The 20,917-nt window shown below is 52.3% G+C and carries 17 protein-coding genes; 13 read left to right on the top strand and 4 right to left on the bottom strand.

Features of this window, described 5'->3' with window-relative positions; translation table 11 throughout:
- Window positions 1-145: 145 nt before the first annotated feature.
- From apcA to aac(6'), 5 genes are all read left to right on the top strand, one after another.
- A complete protein-coding gene (gene apcA, locus DYY88_RS04090; RefSeq protein ID WP_039725666.1) occupies window positions 146-631 on the top strand; it encodes an allophycocyanin subunit alpha in 486 nt (161 codons plus the stop codon).
- 57 nt (window positions 632-688) lie between these two features.
- Window positions 689-1,174: an allophycocyanin subunit beta gene (apcB, locus tag DYY88_RS04085; protein WP_039725665.1), complete on the top strand. Its 486-nt coding sequence runs from the start codon at window positions 689-691 to the stop codon at window positions 1,172-1,174.
- Between the two features lie 253 nt (window positions 1,175-1,427).
- Entirely contained in the window at window positions 1,428-1,631 is a 204-nt protein-coding gene (locus DYY88_RS04080; RefSeq protein ID WP_072041294.1) for a phycobilisome linker polypeptide, read from the top strand.
- Window positions 1,632-1,859: 228 nt separating this feature from the next.
- Complete coding sequence (locus DYY88_RS04075) at window positions 1,860-2,813, top strand: aldo/keto reductase (RefSeq protein ID WP_039725663.1); 954 nt, start codon at window positions 1,860-1,862, stop codon at window positions 2,811-2,813.
- A 33-nt stretch (window positions 2,814-2,846) separates the two neighbouring features.
- A complete protein-coding gene (aac(6'), locus tag DYY88_RS04070; RefSeq protein ID WP_063776214.1) occupies window positions 2,847-3,314 on the top strand; it encodes an aminoglycoside 6'-N-acetyltransferase in 468 nt (155 codons plus the stop codon).
- Window positions 3,315-3,342: 28 nt separating this feature from the next.
- On the opposite strand, the gene DYY88_RS04065 is transcribed toward aac(6'), so the two are convergent.
- Window positions 3,343-4,245 (bottom strand): alpha/beta fold hydrolase, encoded by a 903-nt coding sequence (locus tag DYY88_RS04065; protein WP_044151036.1) that lies wholly within the window; start codon window positions 4,243-4,245, stop codon window positions 3,343-3,345.
- Window positions 4,246-4,611: 366 nt separating this feature from the next.
- On the opposite strand from DYY88_RS04065, the gene DYY88_RS04060 reads away from it, so the two are divergent.
- The 8 genes from DYY88_RS04060 (at window position 4,612) to DYY88_RS04025 (ending at window position 14,907) form a co-directional block, all read left to right on the top strand.
- Window positions 4,612-6,045 carry a hypothetical protein gene (locus tag DYY88_RS04060; protein ID WP_052288253.1) on the top strand — a complete coding sequence of 478 codons (1,434 nt, stop codon included), beginning with the start codon at window positions 4,612-4,614 and terminating at the stop codon, window positions 6,043-6,045.
- 157 nt (window positions 6,046-6,202) lie between these two features.
- Window positions 6,203-6,673, top strand: coding sequence for a ribosome maturation factor RimP (rimP, locus tag DYY88_RS04055; protein ID WP_039725661.1), 471 nt, complete (start codon window positions 6,203-6,205; stop codon window positions 6,671-6,673).
- 97 nt (window positions 6,674-6,770) lie between these two features.
- Entirely contained in the window at window positions 6,771-8,315 is a 1,545-nt protein-coding gene (gene nusA / locus DYY88_RS04050; RefSeq protein WP_039725660.1) for a transcription termination factor NusA, read from the top strand.
- Complete coding sequence (locus DYY88_RS04045; RefSeq protein ID WP_367889259.1) at window positions 8,242-8,628, top strand: YlxR family protein; 387 nt, start codon at window positions 8,242-8,244, stop codon at window positions 8,626-8,628. The genes nusA and DYY88_RS04045 overlap by 74 nt, the downstream gene beginning before the upstream one ends.
- A gap of 262 nt (window positions 8,629-8,890) precedes the next feature.
- Entirely contained in the window at window positions 8,891-11,845 is a 2,955-nt protein-coding gene (gene infB, locus DYY88_RS04040) for a translation initiation factor IF-2 (RefSeq protein ID WP_039725659.1), read from the top strand.
- A gap of 5 nt (window positions 11,846-11,850) precedes the next feature.
- Window positions 11,851-13,179 (top strand): low-complexity tail membrane protein, encoded by a 1,329-nt coding sequence (locus DYY88_RS04035; protein WP_044151034.1) that lies wholly within the window; start codon window positions 11,851-11,853, stop codon window positions 13,177-13,179.
- A gap of 209 nt (window positions 13,180-13,388) precedes the next feature.
- Complete coding sequence (locus tag DYY88_RS04030; RefSeq protein ID WP_039729405.1) at window positions 13,389-13,586, top strand: hypothetical protein; 198 nt, start codon at window positions 13,389-13,391, stop codon at window positions 13,584-13,586.
- Window positions 13,587-14,202: 616 nt separating this feature from the next.
- Window positions 14,203-14,907 carry a hypothetical protein gene (locus DYY88_RS04025; protein WP_130199317.1) on the top strand — a complete coding sequence of 235 codons (705 nt, stop codon included), beginning with the start codon at window positions 14,203-14,205 and terminating at the stop codon, window positions 14,905-14,907.
- Between the two features lie 291 nt (window positions 14,908-15,198).
- On the opposite strand, the gene DYY88_RS04020 is transcribed toward DYY88_RS04025, so the two are convergent.
- From DYY88_RS04020 to metH, 3 genes are all read right to left on the bottom strand, one after another.
- The gene (locus DYY88_RS04020) at window positions 15,199-15,657 is read right to left on the bottom strand and encodes a GatB/YqeY domain-containing protein (protein WP_039725657.1); all 459 of its coding nucleotides are present in this window, start codon (window positions 15,655-15,657) and stop codon (window positions 15,199-15,201) included.
- 71 nt (window positions 15,658-15,728) lie between these two features.
- Window positions 15,729-16,844: an AI-2E family transporter gene (locus tag DYY88_RS04015; RefSeq protein ID WP_039725656.1), complete on the bottom strand. Its 1,116-nt coding sequence runs from the start codon at window positions 16,842-16,844 to the stop codon at window positions 15,729-15,731.
- Window positions 16,845-16,934: 90 nt separating this feature from the next.
- Window positions 16,935-20,672, bottom strand: a complete 3,738-nt coding sequence (gene metH / locus DYY88_RS04010; protein ID WP_039725655.1) for a methionine synthase — start codon at window positions 20,670-20,672, stop codon at window positions 16,935-16,937.
- Window positions 20,673-20,917 lie beyond the last annotated feature (245 nt).

Raw genomic sequence — 20,917 nt, 5'->3', positions numbered from 1 at the left:
CAAGCTGCCAGTTAATGGGCTCAAATTTCAAGTCGGCAAAGGTGATTTTCACTGACTCTTTTAGAGTCATTGCTGGCTATTTAGATTCAGTGATTACCAGCTATTGATTTGATATCTGGTTACATTTTTCGGAGGAATCCATCCAATGAGCATTGTCACGAAATCCATCGTGAACGCCGATGCAGAGGCCCGTTACCTCAGCCCCGGCGAATTAGACCGTATTAAGTCCTTTGTGACTTCTGGTGAAAAGCGTCTGCGGATCGCCCAGGTTTTGACTGAGTCGCGTGAGCGCATCGTTAAGCAAGCTGGCGATCAACTTTTCCAAAAGCGCCCTGATGTAGTTTCCCCTGGTGGAAATGCATATGGCGAAGAAATGACTGCAACTTGCTTGCGTGACATGGACTATTACCTGCGTCTCATCACCTACGGAGTGGTTGCAGGCGATGTCACCCCGATTGAAGAAATCGGCTTGGTTGGCGTGCGCGAAATGTACAACTCCCTCGGCACTCCCATTCCTGCAGTCGCAGAATCTGTTCGCTGCATGAAGGCGGTTGCTTCTGGTTTGTTGTCTAGTGAAGATGCAGCTGAAGCTTCTGCTTACTTTGACTATGTCGTTGGTGCAATGCAGTAAACCTGCAGAGTGCTACGACGTTTTTAACGCAAGTAAGAACATTTAAGGAATCAAATCATGCAAGACGCAATTACTGCAGTCATTAATGCCTCCGATGTACAGGGCAAGTACCTCGATGGTGGCTCCCTGGACAAGCTGAAGGCTTACTTCCAAACTGGTGAGCTGCGGGTTCGTGCAGCTACCGCCATTAGCGCTAACGCGGCTGAAATCGTCAAGGAAGCAGTGGCTAAGTCGCTGCTTTACTCCGATATCACTCGTCCTGGTGGCAACATGTATACCACTCGTCGCTATGCTGCTTGCATCCGCGACTTGGACTACTATCTGCGCTACTCCACCTATGCCATGTTGGCTGGTGATCCTTCCATCTTGGATGAGCGTGTGCTGAACGGCCTAAAAGAGACCTATAACTCTCTGGGTGTGCCCATCGGTGCTACTGTGAACGCAATTCAGGCAATGAAAGAAGTTACCGCTGGCTTGGTCGGCGCTGACGCAGGTAAGGAAATGGGCGTCTACTTCGACTACATCTGCTCTGGCTTGAGCTAGACGTAGATCTGAGTAGCTTCGTTCCCATCTTTGAAGGTGGGCTCCCGCAGAAACTTTGTCTGGGGTGAGTGTTATTACTGAGAGTTTCTGAGTATGGCATTGGCTTGAGACACAGCCCTTCTGCGGGAGATGTTTCTAACTTTGAGGTTTTAATCGGTTTTTGCAGACTTTCTGAGTGAAAGCGCGATCGCCTGTTAATCCATCATTTTCTTTGCTGTTGATTGACATTAGGTTTTAGGAGAGCTGATTAGCCATGCGAATGTTTAAGATTACGGCCTGTGTCCCGAGCCAAACTCGCATTCGCACCCAGCGAGAGTTGCAAAACACCTTTTTCACCAAGCTAGTTCCCTACGACAACTGGTTTCGTGAGCAGCAGCGCATCCAAAAGATGGGTGGCAAGATTGTTAAGGTTGAAATGGCAACTGGTAAGCCCGGTACTAACACTGGTTTGCAGTAAGCTTCAGACTTTTGCTTTGGGTAATGTGAGTGATTGAGGCGGGTGTGTATTATACATGCCTGCTTTTTTATTGTCTGGATTTTCTGTTGTCTAGAGATGACGATTGGCCTCGTTAATAGAAGGGCAGGACGATTCAAGATGTCTGATGGCTCGGCGATGAGACTATTTTTGTCTCTGGGACAAGAATTCGTTAGAGTCAGACCGTTGTTTGTGCATGAGGCGTCCACAATGCAGACCCTGCGTTATCCGAACGGTGACACGATGCCGATGATTGGTTTAGGTACCTGGAAATCGGCGCCGGGAGAAGTTTATGAAGCGGTGAAGGCGGCGATCGCCCTCGGGTATCGGCATATCGACTGTGCACTGATTTATGGCAACGAAACTGAGATTGGCCGAGCGCTGTCGGAATCTTTGCAGTCGGGAGTCGTCACCCGTGATGAATTGTGGATTACTTCTAAGTTGTGGAATGACTCCCACGCCCCCAAGGATGTCGAGGCTGGTCTGAAACAGACGCTAACTGATTTGCAGCTGGATTATCTGGATTTATATCTCATGCACTGGCCAGTGGCGATCAAAAAAGGTGAGGGTTTTCCACTTACGAAGGAAAAGTTGATTGGCCTAGAGGAACTTCCGATCGCGACTACCTGGCAAGCGATGGAGTCTTTGGTGCAAGCGGGCTTGACTCGTCATATTGGCGTCTCTAATTTCAGTATTGCCAAGCTGCGATCGCTGCTCGACACTGCCACCATTCGCCCGGTGATGAATCAAGTCGAACTCCATCCCTATTTACAGCAGACTGAACTGCTGGAGTTTGCCCAAGCTCAGAATGTCTTTCTCACAGGCTACTCACCGCTGGGATCATCCGATCGCCCTGCGTCACTCAAGGCTAAGGATGAACCCGTATTACTAGAAGACCCCACCATTGTAGAAATTGCTGACCGGCACCAAGCGACCCCTGCCCAGGTGTTAATTCGGTGGGCGATGCAGCGCGGTACAGCCGTCATTCCCAAATCGGTGAATCCGGCTCGCATTGAGCAAAACCTTGCTGCCGCTCAGTTGACTTTGACTGACGAGGATATGGCTGCGATCGCCGCTCTGGATCGCCACCGCCGTTATGTGGATGGTTCCATCTGGGTCGTGGAAGATGGCCCCTACACCCTGGCTAATCTCTGGGACGAATAACTTGCGGAGTAATCTAACTTGGCTGACCCCCCAATCACACCAACACATTCTGCCTGGCATGTTCGTTTGGTTAACTCTGCTGATGCCGATATCTGGCTAAACCTTCGACAAGGTCTCTGGCCTGACACCCCGACGGTAGAACATCAAACTGCGATCGCTGCATTTTTTGCGGGCACAGCGCCTGAACCGTTAGCCGTGTTGATTGCAGAAACGGATCAGCAGCAAGCGATCGGCTTCGCAGAACTTTCCATCCGCACCTACGCCGAAGGCTGCGACACCCAGCGGGTCGCATATTTGGAGGGCTGGTATGTGGTTGCTGAATATCGTCATCAAGGGGTTGGACGAGCCTTAATCGATGCCGCTGATGATTGGGGGCGATCGCAAGGTTGCACCGAGTTCGCTTCTGATGCTGAAGCCGACAACCTCGCGAGTTGGCAAGCTCATGTAGCGTTAGGTTTTGAAGACGTTGGTTTAATTCGCTGCTTTCGCAAAAGCCTGTAGGTTTTTGCCCCGTCGCTGGTGTGGATGCTCATAAACTCAAGACCCAGTCACGCATTAACTGATTAACCTGTTGGGGCACTTCATCGTGGGGGCAATGTCCAGCTTGTAAAAAATGCTCTTGAAGCTGGGGATAATGCTGGCGAAACTGTTCGCTGCGACGGCGAGTATTCATCCAGGGATCACCCTCGCCCCACAAGATTAAGAGGGGAGCAGACATTCGCCCGAGCAAAGCATCCACTGTGTCACCTTTGGGCGATTTGAACACTGAGGCAAAGACTTGTGCTGCTCCGGGATCATTGGCCGGACGCAGAATTTCTTCCACCAATTGGTCAGTGACTGCCGTTTGATCGACATAGACCTGTTGCAAGGTCTTGCGAACATTACGCGGCTGCCGTACGTATTGAAACAACAGCCAACTAGGGAATGGCTGGAGCATAAACGTCTGGATGGCTTGTCGAATTGCCGTTTGCCAGGGCTTAGGTGCTTCCGTGGACGTCGCATCTTGAAACGGGCCGGCGCTGTTGAGCAGCACCACGCCAGCAACCGATTCGGGATAGTCAGCAGCGATGCAGAGACTGGCATACCCACCGAGAGAATTACCGGCAATGACGGTCGGGCGACCGATGTTCTCTTGAATGAAGTGATGCAGTTGATCGCGCCAAAGTTGACCGCTGTATTGCCTATCAGGCTTCGCCGATCGCCCAAAACCCAGTAAGTCGATCGCCCAAACTTCAAAGTCGTCTTTTAACTCATGAACATTTTTGCGCCAATGGTCTGTGGAGGCGCCAAACCCATGCACCAGCAATAGTGGGGGACGATCTCCGCGGGGCTCACCGGCCGCAACATAGTAGATATCATGGCCATCCCATGACCAAACCTGCCCCGGCAACGCTGGCACAGTGTGAATGTTGGAGGCGATCGCAACCGTCATGAACGCTAGTCTCTGTAAAGGTATGTAACAGCTTTTATTTTACAGATTTTCAGATGAATGGCTCGTGACGCCGACGCCCTCTCCGAATCCTGCCACTTTGACATCTGAGGAGAAGGTGCTCTGAAAAGCAGCCCTTACCGTATCGGAATTCGCTACGGAATCGTTTCTGTGGAGGTAATTGTTCTAACCATGCAGATCCTATCAGGGGTCGCATTGGCTCTTGAGCACTGAGGTCGGTGAGATCATCGCCGACGCGATCGCCGAACAAAACAGGATAATTTTTGGAGAAAAGGGATCAAGCAGTCTATTCTCACAAACAGGTAATTAATCATCTAAGCAAATCGCCGAGAGCAACTTGTTATCGCTATGGCCGCACTCACCCGCACCAAAAAACGTCGCCCCATTATTAGAACCACGGCGCTCTGGTTTGAGCGCTTTGTCGCGATTCTCGCGGTGGTCAATCTCATGTTGGTCCTGTTTGACAGTAGCTATATTCGCTTTCGCGATATCTACCTGCGGTTCCTGCCTGAATTCACCCAGTGGTATGGCGAAGTCTTTAAAGGCATCACCCCAGAACGCACAACCGTCAACTATCTCAACACCGTTGACAATTTAGAAGAGCAAGTAGCCCAGACTGGGTTGCAATCCGTACAAGCGCAGTCGCTGTTAGCAGATCTACGTCAGCAAAGTGCGGCCATCATTGATGAAAACCCCTTCGAAGTTGCAAACAAGTCTGGCACCCTAGAGCGAATTAAGAATAGTGTGCGCGATCGAGTTGATGTGGAATCCTCTAAGGCGGCTTTTGATACCTTTTGGAGTGCTGACTACCTGACGGCACAGGGATGGACTCAAGAAATCAACTACTTCAACGAAGATGTTGTGCCCCTGTTTGAAACCAACTACTTCCGGGGCATTGGTGAAAATGGTCAGCCTGCCGACTATTTCTTTTGGAAACTGGACATTTGGTTTGTGGGGTTCTTTGGCGTTGAGTTGCTGTTGCGAACCCTTTACATCAGCCGCCGCTACAAAAACTACACCTGGCTAGATGCGGTGTTACTGCGCTGGTACGACTTGCTTTTCTTTTTGCCGTTTTGGCGTTGGTTGCGGGTGATCCCAGTGTCGGTGCGGGTCAATCATTCGCAACTGGTCAACCTGATTCCCTTACGTAATCGGATCAATCGCATCTTTGTCTCCACCTTTGCCGTGGAATTAACGGAAATCGTTGTCCTGCGCATCGTGGATCAGGTGCAAAACCTGATTCGCGATGGTGACGTGGCTAAATGGCTACTAGCGCTCGGAAAGCAAAATCAATACATCGATATCAACGGCGTGAATGAAGTGGAAGCGATTACCTCTAGGCTGACCACAATCACGATGTATCAGGTGTTGCCCCACGTGAAACCAGAAGTGGATGCGTTGTTGCAGCACAGTGTCATGCAGGCGCTCAATAAAGCGCCTGGATTTCAGAGTTTTCGTGGCTTACCGGGTATTGGCAACTTGCCGGAGCAAATTTCACAGCAGGTGATTAGCCAGTTATCACAAACGCTGTATCAAACTGCGACGGGTGCGATCGAAGATGAAGAGGGCGCCGCGTTGACCCGTGATTTGCTCTCAAAAATTGGCGAGACGCTGCGAAATGAGGTTCAGCAAGACAACACAGTTGATGAACTAGAACAGTGGACTGTCGCGTTACTGGAAGAAATCAAAATTAACTACGTTCAACAATTGTCTTTTGAAGATATCGATCGCTTACGAGATGAGAATTACAAACTGTATGACCTGACTCAGACTCGACGCTAAGCTTAAACAGCGATTGTCCAGCTTTAAGCCTTGATAACCATGTGGCAATTTTGCGTTAGTATTGTAAGCCGAGCGGATCAAGTCTGATCTGTTCCTTCCTGATACTGAACGTTCTAGGAAGTGGGCTTCGCACCCACTTTTTTTATTGGAGTTTTGTATGGTTCATCCTCTCGTCCCTCAAATCTTAGACTTGGCGACTCCAATCGCTGAGCATCTGGGGTTAGAGGTCGTGGATGCCGTCTTTCAGACTAACCATGCACCCCCGGTTTTACGGGTTGATGTGCGTAATCATCAGGCTGAAGACACCAGTCTAGACGATTGTGAGCACATGAGTCAGTCGCTGGCGGCGGTGCTCGATGAGACCAATCTGATTCCAGATGCCTATGTGCTCGAAGTATCAAGTCCAGGGATTTCGACGACGCTGATCAGCGATCGCGATTTCATTGTCTTCAAAGGCTTTATGGTTGAGGTCAAGCTGACAGAGGTGTACAAAAAGCGCCAAACCTGGATTGGGCAATTGCTCAAACGCGACGATGATTATATTTATTTGACGCGCAAGGGAAAATCAACCAAGCTGCCGCGATCGCTCGTCGCCACTGTGGAATTGAGCAACCAAGCCGTAGAGTAAGCCGCTAGTCCCCACAGTTCTGGATGTCTTTACGGTGACTGGTTACGTTACGACCGCGAGCGCCACTATTTTTGAGGGAGTTGAGGAAAATCCAGCGATGTCTTTAGTCAGCCTGCCAAAACTAAAAGAAACCATTGATGAAATTAGCGCTCAGCGCAATTTGCCGAAATATGCAGTAGAAAATGCGCTACGAGAAGCCTTACTCAAAGGATATGAGCGCTTTCGTCGGACCCATCGGGCGGCGGATAGCGTTAACTTTGAGGAAGGCTACTTTGATAACTTTGATATTGAACTTGACATCGAATACGAAGACGAGCAGGGCTTTCGCGTACTAGCGAGTAAAACGATTGCCGAAGAAGTGGAAAACCCTGATCACCAAATCGCCTTGGCAGAAGTGCTGGAAGTCGCTCCTGAGGCGCAAGTCGGTGACGTGGTGGTGTTGGATGTGACGCCAGAACAGAAAGATTTTGGCCGCATGGCCGCCATCCAAACCAAGCAGGTGCTCGCGCAAAAGCTGCGTGACCAACAGCGCAAACTCATTCAAGAAGAGTTTCAAGATTTAGAAGGCACAGTGCTGACGGCAAAAGTGCAGCGGTTCGAGCGGCAGTCGGTCATTATGACTGTGAGCAGCGGCACCGGGCAGCCAGAAGTCGAAGCCGAGTTGCTCAAGCGCGATCAACTGCCCAATGATAACTATCGCCCTAACTCCCAGTTTCGGGTAGTGCTGAAAAAAGTTTCCGAAGGTTCGCACCGAGGACCACAGCTCTTAGTCTCGCGGGCCGATGCGGCGTTAGTAGTGGAACTATTTTCCAACGAAGTCCCCGAAATCGAGGACGAAATCGTTCGCATTGTTGCTGTCGCGCGGGAAGCGAATCCGCCCTCCCGCTCGGTGGGGCCACGCACCAAAATCGCTGTCGATACTGCTGAGCGCGATGTTGATCCGGTCGGAGCCTGCATCGGGGCTCGGGGCTCTCGTATTCAAGCCGTGGTAAGTGAATTGCGTGGCGAAAAAATTGACGTGATTCGTTATTCGCTGGATCCTGCAACTTACATTGCTAATGCGCTGAGTCCAGCGCGAGTGGATGAAGTGCGCCTGATGAACCCGGAAGATCGACAGGCCCATGTATTGGTGCCCGAAGATCAGCTTAGTTTAGCCATTGGTAAAGAAGGTCAGAATGTCCGTCTGGCGGCCAAGTTGACGGGCTGGAAAATCGACATCAAAGACACGGCAAAATACGACTACGCCGAAGAAGACCGCAAGCTTGCTGAGCAACTAGCGGCTCGGCAGGCGGAAGAAGCGGCTCGCGAAGCAGCGGAAGCGGCTCGTCGTGAGGAAGAAGCAGCTCGACAGGCAGCTAAAGCGGCTCGTTTGGCCGCGATCGCGGCTGCTGCCGAAGAGGAAGATGCCCGTGAAGCGGCGGAAGCGGCGGCCCGAGCTGCCGCTAACGGCGAAACCGAGACCCCACTGGCGACAGAACCGGACGCCGCTACAACAGAAGCAGCACCAGCCGCTACCATAGAAGAAGGCTCAGCCGAGAGTCCAGCGGAAACCCCTGTCGCCTTGGGTGATGGTGAGACAGCAGAAACTGCTGATCCCGCAGATGATGAGTTGGCGGCAGACGTCGCACCAGAGGAGGAATGAGCTTTCCTTTACTAACGTCATGAAACCGAATCATCGACGCTGTGTAAGTTGTCGCGCGATCGCCCCTAAGCCAAACCTATGGCGGGTGGTTCGTCAGCACGATACAGGGACTGTTCAGCTTGACCAAGGTCTGGGGCGTTCTGCTTATCTCTGCCCTACAACCAGTTGCTTGAGCATGGCGCAAAAGAAAAATCGCCTGAGCAAAGCTCTGAGAGTGTCAGTTTCCGAAACAATTTACCAGCAGCTGTGGCAACGATTGCAATCTTCATCCAGTCTTGAGACTGGTTCTAACCGCTCAATGACCCAGAGCTAGCACCTGATACTCTTAAAACATTTCGCTGAAATGTGTAGTCCTTCCTCAGGTGCGCTATGGTGAGGGTTTGATAGAGCTATGCTCTAGAATGTTGTAGGTATGAGATCGAAGAGTTGATAGCTTCAGCTTTTTGAAGTTATAGACCTGATTTTGATAGCTTGAATTTCGGGACTGCGACAACTTGTCACAGCAAGTCAATGTACGGTTTATCTAACAAAGCAGGTTGGTTTATGAAATAGCGATATTGGCGAGGGAGATTTGAATGAACAACGGCAAAGTCAGAATATACGAATTATCAAAGGATCTTGGCTTGGAAAATAAGGATATTCTGACCATCTGTGAACGCTTGGAAATTGCTGCCAAGAGCCACAGCAGCACTATCACGGGTGAGGATGCCCAACGCATTCGCAATGAGGTCAAGGAGACATCTGGAAAACTATTGAGCAAGCCAACTAAACCTTCGCCCCCCCGTCCTCGCAAGCCTGCTGCTAAAAGTAAGGAAACGCCGCGTCCTAAAAAGCAGCAAATTTTGGAAATTCGCCGTCATCGGCCCAAGTCTGCAACGGCCCCAACGCCGCCGACCGCTCCTGAATCGACAGCGGTTGACACTGCAGAAGAATCGGTTGCTGAAACGACTTCTAGCCGTCCAGCAGTCCCCTCGACTTTACCTAAACCCAAGCTTAAGCGGCCTGGGAGTAGCGCCGAAGAGTCACCAGAGCTTGTGGGCCCGCCAACAACTCCGGCTCCCAATGCCGAGGCAACTGCTCCAGCAAAGCCTGAAGCGCCAACTGCACCGGCGAAACCTGATGTCGAGTTGGTGGGACCGCCTGAACGGCCTACAAAGCCCGCAAAGCCAACGCGGCCTGTCTTGAAGAAGCGCGATCGCTCAGATGCTCGGGGAGAGGATGACGGTCAACCCAAACGGATTGAAATTCGTGAAATTGATGACGAAGACGAGACGACGCTGCTTAAGCCGAAACCTGAGCTGAAGCGGCCACGACCTAAGCGTTCGGACGCTTTGAAGGAAGCAGAAGATTCAACGGATGAGGACAGCGCATCCGCTCCGGATACCGTCACCGAAGAACCCATTCTGCGCCGACCTTCGCCTCCCCGTCACAAACGTAAACCTAAAGAGCGTGAAGACGACGAGCAAGAACAGCAGAAAACCACTAAGAAGACGAAGCGTCGGGGGAATGATCTTCTAAAGGATCAAGAGGAAGAAATCCTGGCTGATCTTGATGAAGTGACGGGAGATAGCAACAGTAATGGCGCGTCTGCGGCTCTGAGTATGTCTCTGGCAAGACCACCCAAGCCGAAATCGAAGGGTGGTCCGAAGCCTGTTAGTACCCCGAAGTCGCACAAGCCTCAGCAGCGCGACGGCAATCGTAATCAGCGTCGCGATCGTCGTAATCAAAATAACGAGCCCGAACGGCCTGAGATGATCACTCTGAGGGGGGGCTTGTCCGTTCATGAACTGGCGAATCAAATCGTCGTGCCTGAGACGGAAATTATCAAGCTGCTCTTCTTCAAAGGGATTGCTACCAACATTAACCAAACCCTAGATGTCGAAACTGCCAAGATGGTGGCAGAAGAGTTTGAAATTTTAGTTGAAACCGCTGAGCAAGAATCGGAAGCGAAGAAAGTCACCGAGATGCTCTCAGTGGAAGACTTGGAGAACTTGTCGAAGCGGCCCCCAGTCGTGACGATCATGGGTCACGTTGACCATGGTAAGACTACCCTGCTTGACTCAATTCGAGAAACGAAAGTCGCCCAAGGGGAAGCGGGCGGTATTACCCAGCACATCGGTGCTTACCACGTTGATGTGACACATGATGGCAATCAACAGCAGATCGTTTTTCTCGATACGCCTGGGCACGAGGCCTTTACGGCGATGCGAGCCCGCGGAACGCGAGTTACTGATATCGCGATTTTGGTAGTGGCTGCTGATGATGGTGTCCGGCCCCAGACGATCGAAGCCATTAGTCATGCGAAGGCTGCTGAAGTTCCTATTGTCGTAGCAATCAATAAGATTGACAAAGAGTCGGCCCAGCCCGATCGCGTTAAGCAAGAGCTGATGGAACACGGCTTAGTCCCTGAGGAGTGGGGCGGTGAGACCATCATGGTGCCAGTGAGTGCGATCAACGGTGATAACCTCGATACGCTGCTGGAAATGATTCTCTTAGTCTCGGAAGTTGAGGATTTGCATGCTAATCCGGATAGCTTAGCTAAGGGCACCATTATTGAAGCTAACTTGGACAAAGCTCGAGGGCCCGTAGCTTCGCTGTTGGTGCAAAACGGCACCCTACGTGTTGGGGACAGTGTCGTAGCAGGCTCTGTCTTTGGTAAGGTGCGAGCCATGATTGACGACCGCGGCGATCGCGTCAAAGAGGCGACGCCATCCTTTGCGGTGGAAGTGTTGGGCCTGAATGACGTGCCAGCCGCTGGGGATGAGTTTGAAGTGTTTGCTGATGAGCGTGAAGCTCGCAGCGTTGCGGATTCACGTTCTGATGAGCAGCGCCGTTCTCGTTTACAACAGGCGATGGCTTCGCGCCGGGTTACCTTGAGCAGCTTGTCAGCTAAGGCTCAAGAGGGTGACCTTAAAGAGCTGAACATTATTTTAAAGGCCGATGTTCAGGGATCGGTTGAAGCCATTTTGGCCGCACTCCAGCAGATGCCTCAAAACGAAGTGCAAATTCGTGTCTTGTTAGGGGCTCCTGGTGAAATTAGTGAAACGGATGTTGACCTGGCTGCAGCTAGTGGTGCGGTACTAATCGGGTTCAATACCACCTTGGCTTCTGGAGCTCGTCAAGCGGCTGATCGCCAGGGCGTTGATGTGCGCGACTACGACATCATCTATAACCTCTTGGATGATATTCAAGGGGCGATGGAAGGTTTGCTAGAGCCAGAGCTGGTCGAAGAGCCCTTGGGGACTGTGGAAGTGCGGGCCGTATTCTCGGTGCGCAAAGGCACCGTGGCTGGTTCTTATGTGACTGAAGGCAAAGTGACCCGTAACTGTCATATCCGTGTCCGCCGGGGCAACGATGTGGTTTATCAAGGCACCCTCGATTCCCTCAAGCGTATGAAGGATGATGTCAAAGAAGTGGCTTCGGGCTTTGAATGTGGTATCGGTGTAGACAACTTTAATGGTTGGCAAGAAGGCGATCGCATTGAAGCCTACAAGCTTGTCACCCAACGCCGTAAGCTGTCACCGGTATAACCTTCATGACTTCTCACCGCCGCGATCCTTACCTTTGGCTACATCTAGCGGGTTTGGCTACGGTGCCCCTTTGGCTTGATGTATGTCTGGCAGGATTAGCGGTTGGTGAGCCTATTGTGCCGCCTTGGTTGGAGATCACAACCTTAACGCTAGTCAGTGTGTTGCCGATTGTTTGGTTGCAGCTGCAGCGGCCGTTCTATATCTTTAGCGTGCCGGGGCTGGCTCTCCGGCCAGATCGACTCTCAGTCGAGCGGCGACGTTTATTGACGATTCAGCGGAACTGGTGGAGCCGGGGGCTCGTGGTGCTCACTGCGATCGCGCTTTGGTTCATGCTGTATCGCCTGTATCAGATGGCTCCCATGGCGATCGACTTACCCTGGCTATCTGACAAGTCTCGGGCAACAGGCTGGGCGATTTGTGCTGGGGGCTTTGGGCTGGCTAATTTATTCGCTTTAGTGCCAGCGACGGTCGTCCCGCTTCTGCTGATTTCACCGCGACAACTAGAACATACAACGCCGTTTAAAGTCACGAAGGTCTTAACGAATTTTTTAGTGGTAGGCGTACGGCTGGGCCGGATTTTGCCGGATGCCTCCGCAGCGTCGGAAACCTTCATTTCAGAGTCGATCGGGCCTACTCAGCCAGCTGTTGGTGAGCAGCCTGACCAAACGCCAGCCGCTTCACCAGGAACCGATAAAGTCATTGTTGAGAAGCAATCTATTGCGCCCGAGAGTGCTGAGGTGACGATTCCTCACTCAGCAGATTCGAGTCCTGTAATTCAGTCTAAAAGTTTGTCTGCGCCCGAAGGGAGTGACGAGGCTCAGTCTGCTGTTGTAGAAGAACCTGAAGTGAATTTAGGAGGCGATTCAGACGAGCACGTCGCTGATGCCACCGAGATCGACAAGGACGACCCCTCGGTGTCTACACCGAGCATGGCGCCGCCTTCGGATCTGTTAACGGCATGGCCAGTAGCTCCATTCGCAGAGGACAAAGTGTCTGGCGGCGAGAGTCAGACCGCAATCAAGGAATTTGGGTCTCATATGATCAACCACAGATCGGCAATATCTGCAGCAGATGTATCGATAACGGCAGAGCCTCCTCATCGTCTAATACCTGAAGATTCAGACTCGACTACCGCGATCGTTCCGCCGCCAGAGCGACATCAAGCTTTGCAGCAGAAAATGGATGGGACATCGACTACTCATTCAGACGCTTCTGAGCCGGGGGATGATGCCGTAGAGGCGTCTAAGGTGGTCACTCCTGCAGCTGATAATGGTGGCGTATCTGAGCTTCGCCCTGGTTTGCATTCAGTGCCTACCAGTTTGGATCCCAGTTAAATAAATTGAGTCAATGTTATGAATTAAAAAACTGTTCAGAAAATCTTAATTTTCGCTCCAATTACGAATAAAAGTGTGGTTGTACGCACAATGGAGCCTCGATTAGGTGCGTTATGCTTAGACTACTGAGTGAATGCTAGGCAAAGCTGTTTATAGTTCCGTCAAGCAAGAGCTCAATGACTGTTTGTTCTCTCACTATGGAAGCGCGTATGGCCAGTTTTCCTTCGGTATCGATGCGCAATACCTCTGAAGATAGCGAAATTTGGGCTAATCTCAGAGAGGCGATCGCTAACAGCTCTGGTTTTCAAGGCTGGAAGCAGCAGCAATCTTCGGAACTTGGTGATTTATCCCTTGATAAACAAGTTCGGCTCTATCTGCGTGAAACTCTAGAAACCCTTGCTTACTAGCCCCTCACATTGGGTTTCAGTGCTTGAAATTCCATCAGCTAGGTTAGTCCCTGGAACGATAGGATGCATTCCTGAGTTCAGGGGCTTATTTTTTTGCCTAGTGAGAGAAGCAAAGGCAGAATTCAAAACGTTTTTGTACCAAGCTTCTGGATATCTGAGAGATCCGCGCTTTACCGTAGAATGTCATATTGATTGGATTGCGATGGGGCTTTCAACAGGCATATCTAAGCATCACGCCTGAATTGTGGTTGAGCGGGCAGTGGCATTGGACAATTCTTGGGAATACTGCGACTTGATGACAGTTGTGGTTGATCAGCTGTTCTAGGCTTAGATTCATGATGGAATGGCGATGTAGTGTATGACGCATGCCTCCAATCACTCACCTAATCGGTTTCCTGTTCGGGCAATTGTTCAGTTGGCTCTCGTGAGCTTGGGTTTGGGAATATTTTTCCTCGTGGGAATTTACTCACTACTGACGGCTTCTCAAACCACATTAACTTGTCATATTGAGCCGCAGGCTTGTCGACTGACGCGCTCAACCTTAATCAGTCGTCAAGAAGTTGATTTTGCTGTGACTCAACTTCAGGGCGCATATTTGAATTCGGCTGGCTCTGTGATGCTTCGTGTACAGCCGGAATATCAGTTTTCTGAGGGAGTTTACGCGGCGTCTGCCCCCTATGGTCAAGATATTCTTCAGCAGGCGATCGCGAATAAAATCAATGCGTTTGTAGAAAATCCGACGACTGATTTACACCTGAGGGTGTCTAACCGATTGTTTAAATATGTCGTCGGCCTGACTTTGATTGTCACAGTCGGAATTTTTCCTGCATTTCTGCTCTCGGCACGACAACCCGGACGGCGAGGAGCGAGTGTCAGGTTGCCGATGGTCATGGTTAGCCTCAGCCTGTTTTTGGGTGGCCTCTTAGTCGTGATTGCGATTAATCATCGGATTGAACTGCGTTGTGCGAATCAACAGTGTGTGCTGTTGGCCTGGAGGCTGCAAGACCAAGGCACCCTTGTAATGACTGCTGAAGCACTGCGAGCAGCCCGCATTCGGCAGGAGACTTACACGAATGATGAGGGGGATACTCAAATCTTGCACCAAGTCGTATTGGCGACCGATCAAGGTGATTTTTCTCTTTTGGCGAATGCCCGGGCGATGCCTGCGATCGCACTAGCCGAGGAGGTGAATCGTTTCATCAACCATCCTGCAACTAACCAGGTCAACTTTCGCACTGACAATTGGTTGTTAACCGCTGCTTTGGGCGGTGTCTGTGGTTTGCTGAGTGGGATCACACTCTGGTGGGCTTTTCGAAGCTGAATTTTGAGGCCGATAGGTATGCGCCTGAATCAACTTGTCTGAATGACTAAGGAATGGGAACTTAATTAAGTGTGAACAGCCGTCTCGGCTGTTCAAGCGCAGGCAAAATGCTGCCGAAAAAACTTGGGTTTTATAAAATCCTGATTCCTAAAGGGTCGTCTAGGAGGCGTGATATCGACTCGGCCAGATCGATTGCGCGAGGGCTTACGTAACTTTGACTGGTTCCCGTACTTTTAGCGCCAGGTGATTGGAACACCTGGGCTAAGCAGGTCAAACAGAAATACCGCTGAGTTATCCGGCCAGCTTTGATTTGACCATCGCCTGCACTTTGGCGCCGTCAGCGCGACCTTGCAATTCTTTCATGGCTGGTCCCATGACTTTGCCCATGTCTTTAGCCGAAGTGGCTCCCGTTTTCGCAATCAGACCGTCGATGATCGCCTCAATTTCGGCGTCGGAGACTTGCGCTGGCAGGTACTCTTCAATGATGGTCAGTTCGGCGGCTTCCTGATCTGCCAAGTCGGTACGGTTGGCGTCGGTATATTGAGCGATCGCGTCCTTGCGCTGCTTAGCCAACCGCGTCAAAATCGCCAGTTCTTGCGCTTCTGTCAGTGACTCTTGCCCCTTGCCTCGGGCCGTACTTTCTTCTTCGATGATGACCTTTTTGATGCTGCGTACCGTTTCAAGGCGTAGTTTATCTTTGGCCTTCATCGCGGTTTTGATGTCTTCAGAAATGCGGTCTTTGAGGCTCATGGTGATAATGGCTGAAACGAAATTCACCCTTTATCGTAGCGATCGCCCCCGACCCCGTCTATCTTTGCTCGCTATTCTGACTGATTAGTTGACTCGATCGCTGGCGGCGTCTCAGATTCTAGAGACGCCGCAGAGCCTTCGGACGTGACTGCCTGACCTTTTTCTAAAACGTCGATAATCCAGGCTTCCTCAATCCAGGTTTTACACACCACGGCTAAGGGCAAAGCCAAAATCAGTCCCACCGGCCCGAGAAAGTTAGCAAAAAAGAGCTGCACCACTAAGGTCGCTGCGGGCAACAGAGAGATTTGCTTGCGCATCATCATCGGGCTAAACCAATAGCTCTCCAGATTCTGAATCACGACATACAGGATCACCACCCCGATCGCGCTACCAAAGGATTGTGACAACGCGACGATAATCGGGAAGATGGCGCTTAATGCCGGACCGATGTTCGGAATAAAGTTGAACAAGCCTGCCAGCATCGCATTAGCAAACGGATAAGGCACCTGCAAAACCACCAATCCCAAAAAGCTCAAGGTCGCGACAAACAAAGAGTTGACGGAGACGCCCCCCAGCCAACACAGTAGCGACCACTCGCATTTATCTAAAATTTCGTCTGCTCGCCGCCGATAACTAGAAGGAAATAAGCGCAGCAACAAGCGCCGATACGCCTGCGGATCGCTCAAAAACATGATAGTTAGTACGAACAGCAGGAGCATTTGCAAGAGGGTGACGACCGAGCCGGAGAAAAAGCTCACAAAATTGCCGAAAAACTGCCCGCTAAAGGTTAAAAATTGCTCAATCAAATTATTGAGACGCGGCAACTCAAAGTCAGCCACGATATCGGGCACCCACTCGGGTGGATTAGCAGAAAGCCCTGCCACCCATCGATCTAACCGATTAAAGCCCTGGGGTACGAGTTCTAATAACTGCTCAAACTGATTGGCAAACAGCGGTACCACCAACACCGAAAATAGGGTCATCACGACCAGCACGATGCCCATCGCCATGAGGACGGCGCGAGGGCGGAGAACCTCAAAACGCCGCACCAAGCGCCGCACCAAACTATTGAGCGCAATGGCGAGAACGATCGCCGCAAACACCAGCAGCAAAATGCCGCGAAACTGCCAGAGAATCACCAAAGACAGTACAAAACAGATGAGGCTAATCCAATCTGAGAGTTTCAAGACATCACTCCTCAAGCAGCTAAGCTTGATTGGATTCTACGCTACTCGCTTGATGATGAACTGAAAATCAGTGATCCCTCTGCATCCCGTTTAGGCGCTGAAATATTTCGCGACGGGATGATACGTGACGATCGCGGTTGTGGACTGTTCAGGATAGAGCTGTTCGCTTTCGTCCATGTACATGCCGATGCGATCGGTTTGGAGCAAGTCTAACTGCACGTACTGATCGGGAATGTGGGGACAGGCAGGATAACCAAAGCTGTACCGCGATCCCTGATAGCGTTGCTGGAGCACTTCGCGGAGGGTGTCAGGTTCTTGATCCCTGTAGCCCAGCTCCCGTCGAATGCGGGCATGGCACCATTCCGCCATCGCTTCCGCCGTCTGTACCGACAGCCCGTAGTAGTAGAGGTAGTCGGTGTATTGGTCTGCCTGGAACAGCTTTTGGGCAAATTCCGTCGCAATTTCGCCCACCGTGACCGCCTGCATCGGGAATACGTCGAATTCACCCGGTTTGGCCTGATCCTTCGGCAAGAAGAAGTCAGCGATACAGAGGTGACGCAGGGACTTTTGGCGGGGGAAGGTGAAGGTCGCGATCGGGGCTAGGGGGCTAGGGGGATGAGGGGCTACGCTGACAGCCGCATCCGGTTGCTCTGCTCCCTGGCTCCCCTGCTCCCCTGCTTCCAGCACAGCCGGATCGTAGATGTGCAATGAATTCCCTTCCGCCAGACAGGGGAAATAGCCGTACACGATTTGCGGATGCAGCAGCTTTTCCGCCAGAATGCGAGCCTTCCACTTATCCAGAATCGGATGCACCGTCTCCTGCAAAAAGGCGTCGTACTCTTCCCGCGACTGCTCTTTGGGCTTGCGGAACTGCCACTGACCCACAAACAGCGCCTGCAAGTCCAGATACCAGAACACCTCGTCGAGAGGAATATCCTCGGGATTGAGAATCTTGGTGCCCCAGAACGGTGGCGTGGGTCGAGGGATGTTGATTTCGACGGCCTCAGAGCGGCGAGTGTCGGCGGAGGCAGGGGGGCTAGGGGGATGGGGAGTTGAGGGATTGGTCTCTTCGTCAAGGACAACCGGCTCCCCTGCTCCGTTGCTCCCCTGCTCCTCTACCAAAGCCATCTCCTCATCCAAAAAGCCTTTGAGGTCATCCCAATTCCCCTCCGACTTCGCGGGCATGAGCTTATCCATAAAGTGCAGATCGGCGAACGCATCTTTGCCGTAGACGACTTTGCCGTTGTAGGTGTTCTGACAGTCTTCGTGGACGAACTTGGGGGTGAGGGCCGCGCCGCCAAGGATGACGGGAACGGTGATGCCTGCTTCGTTGAAAGTGGCCAGGTTGTCTTTCATGAACGCAGTGGACTTCACCAGCAGACCGCTCATGGCGATGCAGTCGGCGTTGTGCTCGCGGTAAGCCTGAATGATGTTCTCCACGGGCTGCTTGATGCCCAGGTTGACGACCTTGTAGCCGTTATTGGAAAGGATGATGTCCACCAGGTTTTTGCCGATGTCGTGAACGTCGCCTTTCACCGTGGCGATGATGAAGGTGCCCTTGCCGGAACCGTCGCTGTCGGACTTCTCCATAAAGGGTTCCAGGTAAGCTACTGCCGCTTTCATGGTTTGAGCGGATTGCAGCACAAAGGGAAGCTGCATTTGCCCGGAGCCGAACAGTTCACCGACGACCTTCATGCCGTCGAGCAAGAAGGTATTGATGATGTGGAGCGGTTCGTATTGTTTCAGGGCATCCGCTAGGGCGTCTTCTAAACCAATCCGTTCGCCGTCAATGATGTGCTGTTTCAGGCGTTCTTCGACAGGGAGGTCTTTGGCGATCGCCTCTTTCTTCTTCAGGCTCTTGCCCTCGAACAGCGTCGTCAGCTTCGTCAGGGGATCGTAGGTGACAATATCGCCGTCGTATTCGCGGTTGTCGTAGATCAAGTCGCGACAAATCTTTTGATGCTCGGGATCGATTTTGGCGAGGGGCAGGATTTTGGCGGCACTGACGATCGCCCCATCCAGGCCCACCTGCATCGCTTCGTGGAGGAACACCGAGTTCAGTGTCACCCGCGCCGCCGGATTCAGACCAAAGGAAACATTGGAAACCCCCAGCATGATGTGGCTACCGGGCAGATTTTCCCGGATCAGGCGAATCGCTTCGATGGTTTCCTTGCCGTTCACCCGGTCTTCTTCAATCCCGGTGGAGATGGGCAGCGCCAGGGTGTCAAAGAACAGCTCACGGGCCGGAATGCCGTACTCCAGCGCATCCCGATACGCCCGTTGGGCAATCTGGAATTTCTTCTCAGCGGTACGGGCCATGCCGTCTTCGTCGATGGTGCCGACCACCACGCCCGCGCCGTACTTTTTCGCCAGTTCCAACACCTTGAAGAAGCGCTCGTCGCCGTCTTCGTAGTTGGTGGAGTTGAGAATGCACTTACCGCCCGCAACTTTCAGCCCCGCTTCCATCTTTTGCCACTCGGTGGAGTCGAGCATCAGGGGTAGCGTCACGTTGGTGACGAGTCGGGACACGAGTTCGTGCATGTCGCGCTCGCCATCGCGCCCCACATAGTCCACGTTCACGTCGAGGACATGGGCACCCTCTTTGACCTGCGATCGCGCCAGCGCCACCAGCCCATCCCAGTCTTCCGCATTCAGCATCTCGCGGCACTTCTTCGAACCGCTCGCATTCAGCCGCTCACCCACAATCAGGAACGAATTGTCCTGGTCGTAGGGCTGGGGACTGTAGATGGACGCGGAGGAGGGGACGTAGTTGAGCGCGGGACGAGGATCGATTTGGGGGGATGGGGGGCTAGGGGGATGGGGGGCTAGGGTGTCTTGTCTCCCCTGCTCCCCTGCTCCTCTGCCTCCCCGCACGGGTCGTTCCTTCGGGTGCAAATCCTTGGCAATCTCGGCCAGTTGGGCGATGTGCTCGGGCCGGGTGCCGCAGCAGCCGCCGATCACCTGTACGCCGAGGTCTTCGACGAAGTGCATCAACGCCATGCGCAGTTCCATCGGGGAGAGGTGGTAGACCGCTTGACCGCCGACGTTTTCGGGGAGTCCGGCGTTGGGGATACAGGAGATGGCAAAGGGGGACTGCTCCGCCAGGTGCTTGACGTGGTCTTTCATCAAGTCGGGGCCGGTGGCGCAGTTCAGGCCCAAAATGTCGATGGGGTACGGTTCCAGGATTGCCAGGGCAGCGGCCATCTCGGTGCCGACGAGCATGGTGCCCTGCTGCTCCATCGTGACGGAGACCATGATGGGCAGGTGGGTTCCCGTGGCCTCAAACGCTTCTTCGATGCCGTTTAGTGCCGCTTTGATTTGCAGCACGTCCTGACAGGTTTCGACCAACATCAGGTCCACGCCGCCGTCGATGAGTCCTTTGGCCTGCTCCACATAGGCGGCCTTCAGCGTGTCAAAGTCGATGTGGCCGAGGGTGGGCAGCTTGGTGCCCGGTCCCATCGAACCCGCTACGAAGCGGGGCTTTTCGGAAGTGGAAAATTCGGCAGCGACGCTTTTCGCGAGTTCGGCAGCGACTTTGTTCAGTTCGTAGGCTTTATCCGCTAGGTCGTATTCAGCCAGCACAATGGAGGTGCCGCCAAAGGTATCGGTTTCGATGACATCAGCTCCCGCCTCCAGAAAGCCACGATGCACTTTGGCGACCGCTTCCGGTTTAGTCATCACGAGGTATTCGTTACAGCCTTCGTACTCTGGCCCGCCAAAATCCTCGGCGGTCAGGTTTTGCACTTGCAGGTTCGTGCCCATCGCGCCGTCAAACACAACAACGGGGCGATCGGGACGATGAAGGTGCTCTAAAAAGGCGTGGGTCATAGCAGGAGCGTCAGCCGTAAGTGATTTCTAAAATGGCGATCAATCTCATCCAGGTTCATCAAGTGGAGTTGGGATAGTCGGGTTAACCTCACCGCCTGCGACCCCTCTCCTTATGAAGGAGAGGTTTAAGCAAATTCTGATTCCTCTCCTTCATAAGGAGAGGCCAGGTAAGGTTGCCTCGCTGATGTCAAACTCCAGTTCTCAAACTGAATAAGGTTTAAGAAACATTTTTACATGATTGGTCG

This window comes from Leptolyngbya iicbica LK (assembly GCF_004212215.1).
Taxonomy (GTDB): Bacteria; Cyanobacteriota; Cyanobacteriia; order Phormidesmidales; family Phormidesmidaceae; genus Halomicronema; species Halomicronema iicbica.
The sequence above is the reverse complement of the archived record's forward strand: the minus strand, read 5'-3'. Positions and strand labels throughout refer to the sequence as shown.

What these genes read in the sequence shown, in the direction of transcription:
- DYY88_RS04060 (WP_052288253.1), top strand. Translation starts at nt 4,612, where the DNA reads ATGGCCGCACTCACCCGCACCAAAAAACGTCGCCCCATTATTAGAACC.
- DYY88_RS04020 (WP_039725657.1), bottom strand. Translation starts at nt 15,657, where the DNA reads ATGAGCCTCAAAGACCGCATTTCTGAAGACATCAAAACCGCGATGAAG.
- DYY88_RS04075 (WP_039725663.1), top strand. Translation starts at nt 1,860, where the DNA reads ATGCAGACCCTGCGTTATCCGAACGGTGACACGATGCCGATGATTGGT.
- DYY88_RS04030 (WP_039729405.1), top strand. Translation starts at nt 13,389, where the DNA reads ATGGCCAGTTTTCCTTCGGTATCGATGCGCAATACCTCTGAAGATAGC.
- DYY88_RS04080 (WP_072041294.1), top strand. Translation starts at nt 1,428, where the DNA reads ATGCGAATGTTTAAGATTACGGCCTGTGTCCCGAGCCAAACTCGCATT.
- rimP (WP_039725661.1), top strand. Translation starts at nt 6,203, where the DNA reads ATGGTTCATCCTCTCGTCCCTCAAATCTTAGACTTGGCGACTCCAATC.
- apcB (WP_039725665.1), top strand. Translation starts at nt 689, where the DNA reads ATGCAAGACGCAATTACTGCAGTCATTAATGCCTCCGATGTACAGGGC.
- apcA (WP_039725666.1), top strand. Translation starts at nt 146, where the DNA reads ATGAGCATTGTCACGAAATCCATCGTGAACGCCGATGCAGAGGCCCGT.
- infB (WP_039725659.1), top strand. Translation starts at nt 8,891, where the DNA reads ATGAACAACGGCAAAGTCAGAATATACGAATTATCAAAGGATCTTGGC.
- DYY88_RS04035 (WP_044151034.1), top strand. Translation starts at nt 11,851, where the DNA reads ATGACTTCTCACCGCCGCGATCCTTACCTTTGGCTACATCTAGCGGGT.
- DYY88_RS04045 (WP_367889259.1), top strand. Translation starts at nt 8,242, where the DNA reads ATGGTGAGACAGCAGAAACTGCTGATCCCGCAGATGATGAGTTGGCGG.
- DYY88_RS04025 (WP_130199317.1), top strand. Translation starts at nt 14,203, where the DNA reads ATGCTTCGTGTACAGCCGGAATATCAGTTTTCTGAGGGAGTTTACGCG.
- metH (WP_039725655.1), bottom strand. Translation starts at nt 20,672, where the DNA reads ATGACCCACGCCTTTTTAGAGCACCTTCATCGTCCCGATCGCCCCGTT.
- nusA (WP_039725660.1), top strand. Translation starts at nt 6,771, where the DNA reads ATGTCTTTAGTCAGCCTGCCAAAACTAAAAGAAACCATTGATGAAATT.
- DYY88_RS04065 (WP_044151036.1), bottom strand. Translation starts at nt 4,245, where the DNA reads ATGACGGTTGCGATCGCCTCCAACATTCACACTGTGCCAGCGTTGCCG.